We start from the raw sequence: 12,824 nt of genomic DNA on the forward strand, positions 1-12,824 counted from the left end.
GTTGTTGTTGCAAGCGCTGGCGGCGATTGATGAGCAGGCCTGGCGCGGGCATTTCAACAGCGACTATTTCACCGGCGACTGGAGCGGCGTGGCGCTGATTTCGTCAGCCGATGCGCTGACCGAATTGTCTCCCGGGCAGGCTGCGTCGGTGCCTCGTGCGCCCTGGTTGCGGGATGAGCGCTGGCAACGCGGGCTGCATGCGCTGTCGCTGGAAATTGTCAGTGCGCGCCTGTTACGGCTGGGCCCTGGCGGGCGCATTCACGAACACCGCGACTACGATCTCGACGGCCCGCAAGCGGATCTGCGGCTGCACATTCCGCTGCTCAGCCCACCCGCTGTGGACTTCTGGCTGGAAGACCGGCGTGTACCGATGACGGTGGGGGAATGCTGGTTTCTCGATCTTGCCCGAGCCCATCGCGTGGACAACCGCGACGCCTCGGCGAGGATTCATCTGGTGCTCGATTGCCGCCCGACGGCCTGGGTCCTGGCAAAGATTGCCGAAGGCTTGCGCGATACCCCGGCAGCACAGACAGCTGATTCGCCGCTGCAACCATTGCAGCGTGTGCTCGACGGTGATGCGCAGCTGGCGGCGACATTGCAGGCCATCGGCGACCCGGAAACGTTCATCGAGCGCACCCTGCAACTGGCTGCTGCCCAGGGGCTGGCCTTGACCCGTGAAGAACTGCGCGCGGCAATGCGCAATGGTCGCCGGCAGTGGAACGAACAATGGCACGGCTGAGCTTCGACGGCTGGTTGCCGATCCGCGTCTGGCCGGTCGCCGGGCAATGGCAGGTGGACTGGTGCTGGTTCGCGGACACGCCGTTGCATCAGCCGTTTTTCCGCGAGGCGGTGGAGGATGCGTTGCGGCTACCGTTCAATCAGGCCTTTCGCCGGCAGACGCCGTTGGCGGCGCTCAGCGATTGGCAGGCGCAAAGCCCGGGCCTGGCACCGAGCGCGTTCATTCTGCATGCCTCACGCTGTGGTTCGACGCTGATCAGCCAGATGCTCGCGCGGCTCGACGATCACATCGTGGTGTCCGAACCGCCACCGCTGGATGCGCTGTTGCGCAGCGACCTGCCGGCCGGCGAACGGCGCGCGGCCATCTGCGGATTGCTTTCGGCCTATGGACAGCGGCGTCGTGGCATCGAGCAACGGCTGGTGATCAAGCTCGATGCCTGGAGTATCGGCGAATGGCCGCTGTTGCAGGCCTGTTTTCCCGACACGCCGTGGCTGTTTCTGTATCGCGATCCTGTGGAAATTGCCGTTTCGCACCTGCGTCGTCCCGGGATGCACATGGTGCCGGGCATGCTGGGGGATTGCGTGCTCGAAGACGGTTTGCCGTTCGTGGGACGCGAGGACTTCATCGCCCGGCGCCTGGGACGATTGCTCGAGGCCGGTGTGGTGCACTGCCGTGACTCGGCGGGTGCGCTGGTCAACTACAGCGAACTGCCTGATGCGATGGCGGGGCGCTTGGCGCGGTTTTTCAAGCTGACGGCCGAACAGCGCCAACAGGTATGGCTGGCCGCCGCGCAGCACGCGAAGCAGCCCGCGCAGGCCTTTGTGGCCGATGGCGAGGCCAAACGGCGTGAAGCGTCGCCGCTGTTGCGGGCGCGGTTGCAGGCTTGCGCGTGTGCACCCTATGCGGCTTTGGAGAAAATGCGCGGCGTTTAAAGGATCGCAGCCTGCGGGGGAATGCCTGCTCTGCAGGCGCTACCGAAAGCTGCGATCTGTTGCTGTTCATGATTTTCCCGACAGATCCGCCATGCCCTTGAGCAACTCGATCGGCAACGGGAAGACAATCGTCGAGCTCTTGTCGCCGGCAATCGAACTCAATGTCTGCATGTAGCGCAATTGCATGGCGCCAGGCTGGCGCCCGAGCATTTCGGCGGCCTGCATGAGTTTTTCCGACGCCTGTAACTCACCTTCGGCGTGGATCACCTTGGCCCGCCGTTCCCGTTCGGCTTCGGCCTGTTTGGCGATGGCGCGGACCATCGACTCGTTGAGGTCGACATGCTTGATCTCGACGTTGGCGACCTTGATGCCCCACGCGTCGGTCTGCGCGTCGAGCACTTGCTGGATGTCGATGTTCAACTGTTCGCGCTCGGCCAGCAGTTCATCGAGTTCGTGTTTACCGAGCACTGCGCGCAGGGTGGTCTGGGCCAGTTGGCTGGTGGCGGAGAGAAAGTCCTCGACCTGAATGATCGCCTTCTGCGGGTCGAGCACGCGGAAATACAACACCGCGTTGACCTTCACCGAGACGTTATCGCGGGTGATCACGTCCTGTGGCGGCACATCGAGAACAACGGTGCGCAGATCAACCCGGACCATTTGCTGCACCACCGGAATCAGCAGGATCAGCCCCGGCCCTTTGACCTGCCAGAAGCGCCCGAGCTGGAACACCACGCCGCGTTCGTATTCACGCAGGATGCGGAACGTCGATCCGGCGAGGGCGATCACCAACAGCAGCAGCGCGACAAAACCGATTTGCAGACCCATGATCACTCTCCGTGACGCACCGCGTCAGTTGCGGCGACTTTCAGCAATAAGCCTCTACGCCCGACCACGCGCACCGATTGCCCGGTGTGCAGGGGTGTCGCGCTGCGCACTTGCCAGTGTTCGCCCTGCAGTTGCACCCAGCCGTTGTGGGCGTTTTCCGCTTGCACGGTGGTCACCGCCGTCACGCTGCCGACCAGCCCGGCATCGCCGCTGACGGCATGACGTGGCCGGGTTTTCAGGGCGCGGACGATCAATGCGCTCAGCAACAGGGCACTGAGCAGGCCGAGACCGATGATCATCGGCACTGGCAATTCGGCGTTGCCCATAATCAGTGCGCCGATCACGAACATGATGATCCCGCCCAGGCCGATCACTCCGTAGTTGGGCAGCGCGGCTTCGGCGATCAGAAAGACAATGCCGAGGGTGATCAGCCACAGGCCGACCGGGCTCATGGCCGGCAACGGCGTATCGGCGGCGAGGGCTGAGCCGCTCAGCAGCAGTAATACGGCAAACGTACAACATCGGCTGTTCACGTGACCCTCCGCGAGCGTCATGGGCTGGTTCTTTCAGTCTAGTTGAGGGTGGGGCGGGACGAATGTTGATCAGCGTGCGCAGCTGTCCAGTGAGCGGATTTCCCGCTGCCAGCGGCCCGCCGGACTAGACTCAAAACACGGCAATAACCGTTCAGCGCAACACCGAGGTGCATCATGCGTATGGCAAGAAAGGTGCAAAGCAGCCTGACCCGGGCGCATTGCGAATACGACATCGTCGCCCACCGGCATTCGTCCAGCAGCCTGGAGACCGCGCGGGTTAGCGGGGTGCCTGCCGAGCGAGTGGCGAAATCGGTCATCCTCGACGACCATCACGGGCACTATTTGATGGCCGTGCTGCCGGCCAGCCGGCATCTGGACTTGAGCAAGGTGCGCACCAGCGGTGAATGGCAACTGACCCGCGAAAGCAATCTGGCGCACATCTTCGACGACTGCGAACGCGGTGCGGTGCCACCGCTGGGTGATTCCTATGGCCTGGACATGGTCATCGACCCGCTGCTGACCCGGCAGAAAGACATCTACCTGGAGGCCGGCAACCACAACTATCTGCTGCACATGAGCATGCCCGAGTTTTTGAAGATGGTGCCGCATGCCGAGGTACGAGAGTTGAGCCATTAATGTTGGCGGCGCTCGGGCTGGCGCTATCGCGGGCAAGCCAGGCTCCCACAGGTATTGGGTTGTTCACCAATAGTGTGTTCACCCGAAAACACGGTGGGAGCGGGCTTGTCCGCGATTGCTCTTCCACACACCTGTTTTCTCAAGGAGTCCTCCATGGAACAGCCAATCCACAGCCTGCCGTGCCTGTTCGACCAACTGGGACTGCGCAGCGACCCCACCAGCATCGAGCAATTCATCGCTACCCATTCACCACTCAAGCCGGAATTGCACCTGGCGGACGCGTTCTTCTGGAGCAAGAGCCAGGCCGATTTTTTGCGTGGCGAGATTCTCGATGATGCCGATTGGGCGGAAGTGGTAGATCAGCTGGATGTGATGTTGCGCAAGGGACGCGATACGTAGGAGATGTGCAGAAACGCTTCAAGGAACATTTGTTTCAAAACTTGACTGAAATTCCCTGCCAATGCGATATTGATAGTTAGCAAACTAACAGTGTGCATTGCCCCGTGCCGAATTCCCTCGACGCTCTCCAGATGAACATCAGCAGTGCCATGGTGGTGGCCGCCAGGCACTGGCGGAAAATCTGCCAGACCACGCTGGTCAACTACGGCATCTCCGAAGCCTGCGCCGTGCCGCTCTTGATGATCGGCCGGCTGGGTGAGGGCGTGCGTCAGGTGCAAGTGGCGCAGGCGGCCGGGATGGAGAGTCCGTCGCTGGTGCGTCTGCTCGATCAGTTGTGCCATTCCGGTTACGTCTGCCGCACCGAAGATGTCCAGGACCGTCGGGCCAAATGTCTGAGCCTGACCGATACCGGCCGCGAGCTGGTGCAAGCGGTGGAAGCCGAACTGGTGCGCCTGCGTCATGAGGTGCTCGAAGGCATCGACCAGAGTGATCTGGAGGCTGCGCTTCGGGTACTGCGCGCTTTTGAGGTGGCCCATCCGCCTGTGGTGATCAAGTCTTGAACGGTTTTTTCTCTGGCATTCCGCCGGCCCGTGACTGGTTTTACGGGGTCCGTACCTTTGCAGCGTCGATGATCGCGCTGTACATCGCCTTGCTTATGCAAATGCCACGTCCGTATTGGGCGATGGCCACGGTGTATATCGTTTCCAGTCCGTTTCTCGGGCCAACCAGCTCCAAGGCACTGTACCGCGCCATCGGCACCTTTCTCGGGGCCGCGGCGGCAGTGCTGTTCGTGCCGATGTTCGTGCAGAGCCCGTATGTGCTGGTGGTGGTCATTGCCTTGTGGACGGGGATTTTGCTGTTCCTGTCGCTGCACCTGCGTACCGCCAATAACTACGCGCTGATGCTCGCCGGTTACACCTTGCCGCTGATTGCCTTGCCGACGGTGGATAACCCGCTGGCGGTGTGGGACGTGGCAGAAGCGCGCACCGAAGAGATTTTCCTCGGCATCGCCGTGGCTGCGGTGATCGGCGCGATGTTCTGGCCGCGCCGCCTGGCGCCGGTGTTCAACGACGCCGTCGGCAAGTGGTTCGCCGATGCCACGACGTACAGCCTGAAATTTCTCGGCCGCGACGTGCAGCCTGAGCAGATCACGGCCTTGCGCATGGCCATGGTCGCCAATTTCAACAGCCTCGAATTGATGATCGGCCAGTTGCCCCACGAAGGCGCGAGGCCGCAAACCGTGCGCAACACCAAGGAGCTGCGCGGGCGGATGATCCACCTGTTGCCAGTGATCGACGCCCTCGAAGACTCGCTCTACGCCCTCGAACGACGCACGCCGGAATTGGTGGAAAAGTTTGCCCCGCTGCTGACTGCGACCCAGCAATGGCTCGGCCATAACGACGCCGACCTGGCGCGTTGGCAGGCGCTCAAGGATCAGCTTCAGGCCTTGCAGCCAAGCTGCGAGGCGCTGGAAGACCGCCAGCAATTGCTGTTTTCCAACGCGATTTATCGCCTCGGTGAATTCATCGATCTGTGGCAGGACTGCCGCAGCCTGCAGGACGCGATTCTCTGCGAACGGCAGGACAGCTGGCGTGCGGTTTACCGACACTGGCGCCTCGGGCGTCTGACGCCGTTTCTCGATCGCGGGATGATGCTGTATTCGGTGGCCTCGACCATTCTGGCGATCATCGTCGCCTCGGTACTGTGGATCCTGCTCGGCTGGCCGGATGGCGGCAGTGCGGTGATTCTGGCGGCGGTGGCGTGCAGTTTCTTTGCCTCGATGGACGACCCGGCGCCGCAGATCTACCGGTTCTTTTTCTGGACCGGGATGTCGGTATTGTTCGCCAGCCTCTATCTGTTTCTGATTCTGCCGAACCTGCACGACTTTCCGATGCTGGTGCTGGCGTTTGCGGTTCCGTTCATCTGTGTCGGCACCCTGACGGTACAGCCGCGGTTCTACCTCGGCATGCTTCTGACGCTGGTCAACACCTCGTCGTTCATCAGCATTCAGGGCGCGTACGACGCGGACTTCTTCGCCTTTGTGAACGCCAACCTGGCCGGCCCCATCGGTTTGCTCTTCGCGTTTATCTGGACCCTGATCGCCCGCCCGTTCGGCGTCGAACTGGCCGCCAAACGCCTGACCCGCTTCAGTTGGAAGGACATCGTGCACATGACCGAGCCGGCCAACCTCGCTGAACACCGGCACTTGGGCGTGCAACTGCTCGACCGCTTGATGCAGCACTTGCCACGCCTGGCCATGACCGGTCAGGACACCGGCATTGCCATGCGGGAAGTGCGTGTGGGCCTGAACCTGCTCGATCTGCTGGCCTACACCCCACGCGTGAGCGGCGCGCCGCAGGTCCTGCTGCAACAAGTGGTGGCCGAGGTCGGCGAGTATTTCCGCGCCTGTCTGAAGGCCGGCGAGCGCTTGCCGGCGCCGAGTCCTTTATTGATGACGATGGACCGCGCGCGCCGTGCGCTCAAAGGGCACGGCGACGAGGAAACCCGGTTAAACCTGTTGCATGCCTTGAGCGGTTTGCGCCTGGCGCTGTTGCCCGGCGTGGAATTTGTCAGCACCGGCGATGCCGAAGAACCGCTGCCCGATGGAGCGCCCCTATGATCGGTGATCTGGATATCAGCGGCATTTTCCTGCCGACCCTGCTGGTGCTGATGGGCATCACCTATGTGTTGTTTTTGCTGGTGCACGGCGTGCTCACACGCCTGCACTTTTACCGTCTGGTCTGGCACCGGGCATTGTTCAACGTGGCTCTCTACGCCGTGCTGTTGTACGGCGTGGACTCACTCAGTCGATACCTGATGACATGAAAAAACCGTTTCTGACTATCGGTCGCGTGGTCCTGACCCTGCTGATCGTGACTTTCGCTGTCGTTCTCGTCTGGCGCATGGTGATGTATTACATGTTTGCGCCGTGGACCCGCGACGGCCATATCCGTGCCGACGTCATCCAGATCGCCCCGGACGTGTCCGGGCTGATCCAGCAGGTCGAGGTCAAGGACAACCAGTTGATCAAACGCGGCCAGGTGCTGTTCAGCATCGACCAGGACCGCTTCAAACTGGCCCTGCGTCAAGCTAAAGCAACGGTTGCCGATCGCGAAGAAACCCTCGCCCAGGCCCAGCGTGAGGCCAAGCGTAACCGTGGCCTGGGCAATCTGGTGCCGGCCGAACAGCTGGAAGAAAGCCTGTCGAAGGTCGCCCGTGCGCAATCGGCGCTGGCTGAAGCGCTGGTGGCGGTGGACAGCGCCCAGCTCAACCTCGACCGTTCGGTGATCCGCAGTCCGGTGGACGGCTACGTCAACGACCGTGCACCGCGTCCGCAAGAGTTCGTCACGGCCGGGCGGCCGGTGCTGTCGGTGGTCGACAGCAACTCGTTCCACATCGACGGCTATTTTGAAGAAACCAAACTCGACGGCATCCATGTCGGCCAGTCTGTCGACATCCGTGTGATCGGCGACAAAGCGAAGCTGCGCGGGCATGTCGAAAGCATCGTCGCCGGTATCGAAGACCGTGACCGCACCAGCGGCAGCAACCTGCTGCCCAACGTCAACCCGGCGTTCAGCTGGGTGCGCCTGGCGCAGCGGATTCCGGTGCGTATCGCCTTTGATGATGTGCCGGAAGACTTCCGCATGATCGCCGGCCGCACCGCGACCGTGTCGATCATCGACGAGCAAAAGCAGGAGCCCGCGCAATGAACAGGGCCCTGATGATCGCCGGGTTGGGCCTGATGCTCTCGGCCTGTCAGATGGTCGGGCCGGACTATCACCTGCCCGCTGACGCGGCGGTGCAGCGCAAGGACTTTCAGGGCGAATTGGCCGTGGAGGGCAAACCGGTGGTTTCAGCACCGGTGCCGGCGGACTGGTGGCGTTTGTATCGAGACCCGCGTCTGGACCAGTTGGTGCAGCAGGCCATGGCTTCCAATACCGATTTGCGCGTGGCCGCGGCCAACCTGTCGCGGGCCCGTGCGCAGGTCGATGAAGCCAAAGCGGCCGGAGGCTGGAGCGGCGGCGTGAAGATGGGCGCGCAGCGCTTGCAGGAATCCGGTCAGGCGTTCCTGTTGCCAGAAAAAGTGCCGGTGGCCAACGTCGCTGACATCGGCATCAGTGCTTCTTACCAGTTCGACCTGTGGGGCACGCTGCAACGCGGCATCGAAGCGGCGCAAGCCAACGCTGATGCCACGCAAGCGGCGGCCGACACCGCGCGCATCACCCTGGTGGCGGACGTGGTTCGCGCCTATACGCAAGTCTGCGCCGCCAATGAAGAGCGGGAAATCGCCCAGCACTCCCTCGACCTGCAATCGCAGAGCACCACGCTGATTCAGCGCCTGCGCGATGCCGGGCGTGGCGATGAAACCCAGGTCACCCGTTCGCAAACCCAATTCAAATCCTTGCGCGCCGACATGCCGCGCTATGAGGCGGCGCGTCAGGCCGGTTTGTTCCGCTTGTCGATGCTGCTGGCCAAACCGGTCGAGCAATTGCCGGCCGGCACCGCCACCTGCGCCGAATTGCCAAAAATCGCCCAACGGGTGCCGGTCGGCGACGGTGCGGCGCTGCTCAAGCGCCGTCCCGATGTACGTCAGGCCGAACGTCGTCTCGCCGCCGCGACCGCCGGGATCGGCATCGCCACGGGCGAGTTGTACCCGGACATCAGCATCGGCGCGACCATCGGCACCGTCGGCATTGTTTCCGACCTCGGCGATCCGTCGACCAACCGTTGGGGCTTCGGCCCGTCGTTGAGCTGGAAAGTGCCGACCAACGGCGCCCGCGCGCGCATTCGTGAAGCCGAAGCCTCGACCCAAGGCGCGCTGGCGCATTTCGACGGCGTGGTGCTCAACGCCATCCGCGAGACCCAGACCGGTCTGGCCCAGTACAGCGCGTTGCTGCAACGGCGCGATGCGCTGGCCGATGCCGAGCAGTCGGCGAAACTGGCCGCCGACCAGACCCATCGCTTCTTCCAGGCCGGGCGCGAGTCGTTCCTCGCCGACCTGCAAGCGACCCGTACTTATACCGACGTCACCGCGCAACTGGCCGCGGCCAACACCCAGGTCGCGATGAGCCAGATCGATTTGTTCCTCGCCCTGGGCGGCGGTTGGGAAAGCGGACGAACGCAAGCGACAACCGCCAGCAAACCCTGAGGCCGTTGCTATGCTTTGAAGTGTTGGAGGGGCGCCCCGAGCAAAGCGCCCCTTCAGCGCACATTGCTAGCGCTGGTCTAGGGGAAACCAATAATGAAAAACCCTTACGCTCTCGGCTTCTGGTGCGCCATCGCAGCGCTGGTGCTGCTCTCGGCCACCTATTTCTACGGCATCATGCTGGCCCACCAGATCGACAAGGCGATGGTGTTCCTCGACAGCGCGACCGCGCTGATCGCGGTCATGGCGATCGTCGTGGTGGCGTGGGCGTCGGTGCAGGTGCAGCGGGTCAAGAAACGACAGCTTGAACAGGGCAGGACCCTGGTGCTGATCTGGGACACCAAAGTCGCCCTGCGTCGGGTCGAAACCGTGTTCGACCGGTATTTCTGGGGCAGCTACTGGCAGCCGGGGCGCACCTTCGCCGAAGTCATGGGCGAACTCACCGGCACGCCACTGGAAAAAAGCCTCGAAGCGCTGAAGAAGCAGTGCCTGGAACTCGACAAGCAGATTGATGGCGAGGGCTGGCATTGGTTGAACAACGCCCGGGAATTGTCCGATGTCGCCACGGCCATGGCCCGTGAGCGCTATCAACTGGACTTCTGCGACCCCCGCGCCGACGGGCCGGGCGGGGCGGTGATCGACCGGGATTTTGAAGTGCTGGTGTACACCTGGACCGCACGGCTGAAGAGCTTTGATCATCAACTCGATGAAATCGAGGTTCAGTATTCCTGATTCTCTGCTGAATCATCTGGCCCCTTCGCGAGCAAGCTCGCTCCCACAGGTACAGCGTTGTCCTTGTGGGAGCGAGCTTGCTCGCGAAGGCGGACTGAAAAACACCGAAACTCTTCCCGCCTGTCGACTGTCCACAATTCCCATAGACACTCTTTAACCTTTAAACATTGGGCCTCCTCGCGTGCCCGGTGCTAATCTCCACCGCTGAATTCAGCGCAGTCGAGCCGCGACCCGATCACGGGTTCAGGGAAGACAACCACACTCACAGCCACGGAAATCGATCAGGTCATTCATGAATAAATCAGCAGGCGTGCTACTCGGGATTGTTGTTGCGATCGGCGCCATCAGCGCCGGCGGGGCCTGGTATACCGGGACCAAGATCGAAGGCGTGCTGAACAACGCCGTCACCAACGCCAACAAAGAGCTGCAGACCGCGATGGCCGGCTCCAATGGCACCGCGTCGCTGGAGCTGGTGTCGCTGGAGCGTCACACCTTCACCAGCACCGCGCACTACCGCCTCAAGGGCGAAGGCGAGATGTTCGGTGACAAACCGGTCGAGCTGCTGTTTGTCGACCACATCGAGCACGGCCCGCTGCCGTTCTCGCGCCTGGTGTCGCTGAAATGGCTGCCGGTCATGGCCACCAGCAACTATGAGCTGGAAAAGAACGCCGCCACTGAAAAATGGTTCGCCGCCGCCAAGGGCGCTGCACCGCTCAAAGGCGTGACCAACATCGGCTACGACGAATCCACCACCAGCACCGTCGACCTGCTGCCGCTGGAAACCGCGCTGGATGAACAGTCCAGCCTGAAGTTCTCCGGCCTGACCCTGAACATCTCCGCCAGTGCCCAGGCACAGAAGGTCAAGGCGGACGGCTATATGGACAACCTGAAACTGGTCACCGTCGCCGAAGATCAGGCGCCCGTGCAGATCGAACTCAACGGTCTGACCCTGGCCAGCAACCTCGCCAAGAGCAGCTATGGCTACTACACCGGCGAAAACACCCTGGAGCTGACCAACAGCAAGACCACCTTCGGCACCCAACAGTCGGTGCTCGGCGTGAAGAACTTCGAAATGAAGAACCTCACCGAAGAAAGCGGCAGCAATGCCTCGGGCCGCGCCGATTACAAAATTGGCGAAATCAGCCTCAACGACAAGAAAATCGGCTCGGCCGCCATGGCCATGAGCCTGAAAAACCTCGATATCCCGTCGACCATGTCGCTGATGCAGATCTACCAGACCAAACTGCAGCCGTATGAAAAAGCCGCCGCCGAAGCTGCCGAAGCCGGCTTGCCGGCTCCCGAGCTGAATCTGACCGAAGCGGAAAATGCGCAAGTCAAAGCCGACCTGCAGAAACTGCTGGCCGCCGGGCCGCAAGTGGCGCTGGAAAACCTGTCGCTGAAAACCGCCAACGGTGAGAGCCGCGCCAATCTGGTGGTCGACTTGACCAAGCCGCAGTCGATGGACCTGCCGCCGGATCAGCTGGGCAAGCAACTGATTGCCCTGCTGGACCTGAATATCCAGGTGTCCAAGCCGATGCTGATCGACCTGCTCAGCGTGCAGGCGCAACTGGATGGCCAGACCGACGCCAAAGCGATCGTCGATCAGTCCAAAGAGGCGGCCGACATGTTTGCCGGCATGGCCGTCGGTTCGCAGTTGGCGACCGTGGATGGCACCAACGTCGTGACCAAGCTGCATTACGCCGCCAATCAAGTGGAGTTCAACGGCCAGAAAATGACCGTTGAGCAGTTCGTCGGTTTCCTGATGAGCAAATTCGCAGGCGTCACGCAAGTGCAGTAATACTGCGCGCTAAATGAAAACGCCCGGCCTCTGCATTGCGCAGACGCCGGGCGTTTTGCTGTCTGGCGTTCGGGGTTTCGGTGCCACGATGGAATCGCCGGCACGATTCTGAACAATTATTGCGTTGCGGATCCTGGTCTACGCTTGCGTGCAAGACTGCCTGACTAAGCTTGGCCGTGGGTGGTTGATCGCGGCCACCGTTACGAATGGGCAAGGAGGGCATTGCGACCCGGCTAGCCATGTAAGGATGCTGACGAATGCCGCGTATTGATGTTCCCGTATTACATCGTGGTTTACGCCCATTGTTTCGTGTCGCGCTGTGCAGCCAATTGCTCTGGCCGGCACTGGCGTTTGCCGACACACCCTACGATCAAATGGTGCGCGACGCCCGTGCCGGGCAGTACACGCCTGCACTGACGGTATTGCGTCAGGTGCCTCCCGGCCAGTCGACGACCGGGCAGGTCAGCGATCACCTGCAAATCGCCAGCTGGGCCGGTCTCGATGCCGAAGTGGTGCAGGTTTATGAGACCCAGGGCCGCGACCGCGTCCTGCCGGTTCAGGCGCTGACCGCCACGGCGCGCGCCTACCGCAACCTCAAGCGCTGGGATCAAGCCACTCAGGTCTATAACAAGGCCCTGGCGCTGGAGCCGGATAACGCTGATCTGCAACTCGGTCTGGCCCTGACTCAGGCCGACGCCGGCAAACCCGACGAAGCGGTGACCCGCGCCAAAGCGCTGGTGGCGGCCAGACCCGATGACCCTGCGCGTCGTCTGGCACTGGGGTACGCCCTGACCCGTGACAACAAACCCTACGACGCTTTGTTCGAATACGATCAGGCCTTCATCCGCGCCGGCAGCAAGCCGCAAGTTGCCCGAGAATACGTGGTCGCCCTGCAAAAGGCGCGTCTGCCGGAGCCGGCGTTGCGCCTGGCCAATCAACGCCCCGGGCTGATCGATCCGGTCATCCTGCGTCGCCTCGAAGGCGATCTGGCCGCCGAACGCGTGCGCCTCGCCGAGCTCGCCACCCGCAGTGAGAAAGAGCACTACGTCATCGCCGACCGGGCGCTGGCCGACTACGACAAACT

General features: G+C 62.2%; 14 protein-coding genes. 12 read left to right on the plus strand and 2 right to left on the minus strand.

The features are described 5' to 3' along the window. The first annotated feature begins 1 nt into the window (after nucleotide 1). Both DBR24_RS18155 and DBR24_RS18160 read left to right on the plus strand, forming a co-directional pair. A complete protein-coding gene (locus DBR24_RS18155; RefSeq protein ID WP_256591610.1) occupies nucleotides 2-739 on the plus strand; it encodes an aspartyl/asparaginyl beta-hydroxylase domain-containing protein in 738 nt (245 codons plus the stop codon). Then, nucleotides 727-1,671, plus strand: a complete 945-nt coding sequence (locus DBR24_RS18160) for a sulfotransferase family protein (protein WP_128615441.1) — start codon at nucleotides 727-729, stop codon at nucleotides 1,669-1,671. The genes DBR24_RS18155 and DBR24_RS18160 overlap by 13 nt, the downstream gene beginning before the upstream one ends. Before the next feature lie 66 nt (nucleotides 1,672-1,737). On the opposite strand, the gene DBR24_RS18165 is transcribed toward DBR24_RS18160, so the two are convergent. Then, on the minus strand, nucleotides 1,738-2,496 hold the full coding sequence (locus DBR24_RS18165) for a slipin family protein (RefSeq protein ID WP_003220464.1): 759 nt from the start codon (nucleotides 2,494-2,496) through the stop codon (nucleotides 1,738-1,740). 2 nt (nucleotides 2,497-2,498) lie between these two features. Next, nucleotides 2,499-3,050, minus strand: a complete 552-nt coding sequence (locus DBR24_RS18170; protein ID WP_128615442.1) for an NfeD family protein — start codon at nucleotides 3,048-3,050, stop codon at nucleotides 2,499-2,501. Between the two features lie 153 nt (nucleotides 3,051-3,203). Between DBR24_RS18170 and DBR24_RS18175 the strand changes: the two genes are divergently transcribed. The 10 genes from DBR24_RS18175 to DBR24_RS18220 all read left to right on the plus strand — a co-directional run. Further along, the gene (locus DBR24_RS18175; protein ID WP_123470393.1) at nucleotides 3,204-3,665 is read left to right on the plus strand and encodes an aminoacyl-tRNA deacylase; all 462 of its coding nucleotides are present in this window, start codon (nucleotides 3,204-3,206) and stop codon (nucleotides 3,663-3,665) included. Nucleotides 3,666-3,818: 153 nt separating this feature from the next. After that, nucleotides 3,819-4,064, plus strand: a complete 246-nt coding sequence (locus DBR24_RS18180) for a DUF2789 domain-containing protein (RefSeq protein ID WP_123470395.1) — start codon at nucleotides 3,819-3,821, stop codon at nucleotides 4,062-4,064. Between the two features lie 131 nt (nucleotides 4,065-4,195). Continuing rightward, nucleotides 4,196-4,624 carry a MarR family winged helix-turn-helix transcriptional regulator gene (locus tag DBR24_RS18185; protein ID WP_177490613.1) on the plus strand — a complete coding sequence of 143 codons (429 nt, stop codon included), beginning with the start codon at nucleotides 4,196-4,198 and terminating at the stop codon, nucleotides 4,622-4,624. Beyond that, a complete protein-coding gene (locus DBR24_RS18190; RefSeq protein WP_123470397.1) occupies nucleotides 4,621-6,684 on the plus strand; it encodes an FUSC family protein in 2,064 nt (687 codons plus the stop codon). Before DBR24_RS18185 ends, DBR24_RS18190 begins: the two co-directional genes overlap by 4 nt. After that, nucleotides 6,681-6,890, plus strand: a complete 210-nt coding sequence (locus DBR24_RS18195) for a DUF1656 domain-containing protein (protein ID WP_027611129.1) — start codon at nucleotides 6,681-6,683, stop codon at nucleotides 6,888-6,890. Before DBR24_RS18190 ends, DBR24_RS18195 begins: the two co-directional genes overlap by 4 nt. Further along, nucleotides 6,887-7,774 (plus strand): HlyD family secretion protein, encoded by an 888-nt coding sequence (locus DBR24_RS18200; protein ID WP_128615443.1) that lies wholly within the window; start codon nucleotides 6,887-6,889, stop codon nucleotides 7,772-7,774. Before DBR24_RS18195 ends, DBR24_RS18200 begins: the two co-directional genes overlap by 4 nt. Beyond that, complete coding sequence (locus DBR24_RS18205; RefSeq protein WP_128615444.1) at nucleotides 7,771-9,213, plus strand: efflux transporter outer membrane subunit; 1,443 nt, start codon at nucleotides 7,771-7,773, stop codon at nucleotides 9,211-9,213. Before DBR24_RS18200 ends, DBR24_RS18205 begins: the two co-directional genes overlap by 4 nt. A gap of 93 nt (nucleotides 9,214-9,306) precedes the next feature. Beyond that, on the plus strand, nucleotides 9,307-9,942 hold the full coding sequence (locus DBR24_RS18210) for an NADH:ubiquinone oxidoreductase subunit N (RefSeq protein ID WP_123470404.1): 636 nt from the start codon (nucleotides 9,307-9,309) through the stop codon (nucleotides 9,940-9,942). Nucleotides 9,943-10,234: 292 nt separating this feature from the next. Continuing rightward, complete coding sequence (locus tag DBR24_RS18215; protein WP_128615445.1) at nucleotides 10,235-11,740, plus strand: YdgA family protein; 1,506 nt, start codon at nucleotides 10,235-10,237, stop codon at nucleotides 11,738-11,740. 257 nt (nucleotides 11,741-11,997) lie between these two features. Further along, nucleotides 11,998-12,824, plus strand: an 827-nt coding sequence (locus DBR24_RS18220) for a tetratricopeptide repeat protein (protein ID WP_256591611.1), incomplete at its 3' end; no start/stop codon positions are given.

It is taken from the genome of Pseudomonas sp. HMWF006, from assembly GCF_003061205.1.
Lineage (GTDB): Bacteria > Pseudomonadota > Gammaproteobacteria > Pseudomonadales > Pseudomonadaceae > Aquipseudomonas > Aquipseudomonas monsensis.

Bases quoted from the DNA above. Each gene is read 5' to 3' on its own strand.
- DBR24_RS18195 (WP_027611129.1), top strand. From the start codon at position 6,681: ATGATCGGTGATCTGGATATCAGCGGCATTTTCCTGCCGACCCTGCTG.
- DBR24_RS18210 (WP_123470404.1), top strand. From the start codon at position 9,307: ATGAAAAACCCTTACGCTCTCGGCTTCTGGTGCGCCATCGCAGCGCTG.
- DBR24_RS18180 (WP_123470395.1), top strand. From the start codon at position 3,819: ATGGAACAGCCAATCCACAGCCTGCCGTGCCTGTTCGACCAACTGGGA.
- DBR24_RS18165 (WP_003220464.1), bottom strand. From the start codon at position 2,496: ATGGGTCTGCAAATCGGTTTTGTCGCGCTGCTGCTGTTGGTGATCGCC.
- DBR24_RS18170 (WP_128615442.1), bottom strand. From the start codon at position 3,050: ATGACGCTCGCGGAGGGTCACGTGAACAGCCGATGTTGTACGTTTGCC.
- DBR24_RS18175 (WP_123470393.1), top strand. From the start codon at position 3,204: ATGCGTATGGCAAGAAAGGTGCAAAGCAGCCTGACCCGGGCGCATTGC.
- DBR24_RS18215 (WP_128615445.1), top strand. From the start codon at position 10,235: ATGAATAAATCAGCAGGCGTGCTACTCGGGATTGTTGTTGCGATCGGC.
- DBR24_RS18185 (WP_177490613.1), top strand. From the start codon at position 4,196: ATGAACATCAGCAGTGCCATGGTGGTGGCCGCCAGGCACTGGCGGAAA.
- DBR24_RS18160 (WP_128615441.1), top strand. From the start codon at position 727: ATGGCACGGCTGAGCTTCGACGGCTGGTTGCCGATCCGCGTCTGGCCG.
- DBR24_RS18205 (WP_128615444.1), top strand. From the start codon at position 7,771: ATGAACAGGGCCCTGATGATCGCCGGGTTGGGCCTGATGCTCTCGGCC.
- DBR24_RS18200 (WP_128615443.1), top strand. From the start codon at position 6,887: ATGAAAAAACCGTTTCTGACTATCGGTCGCGTGGTCCTGACCCTGCTG.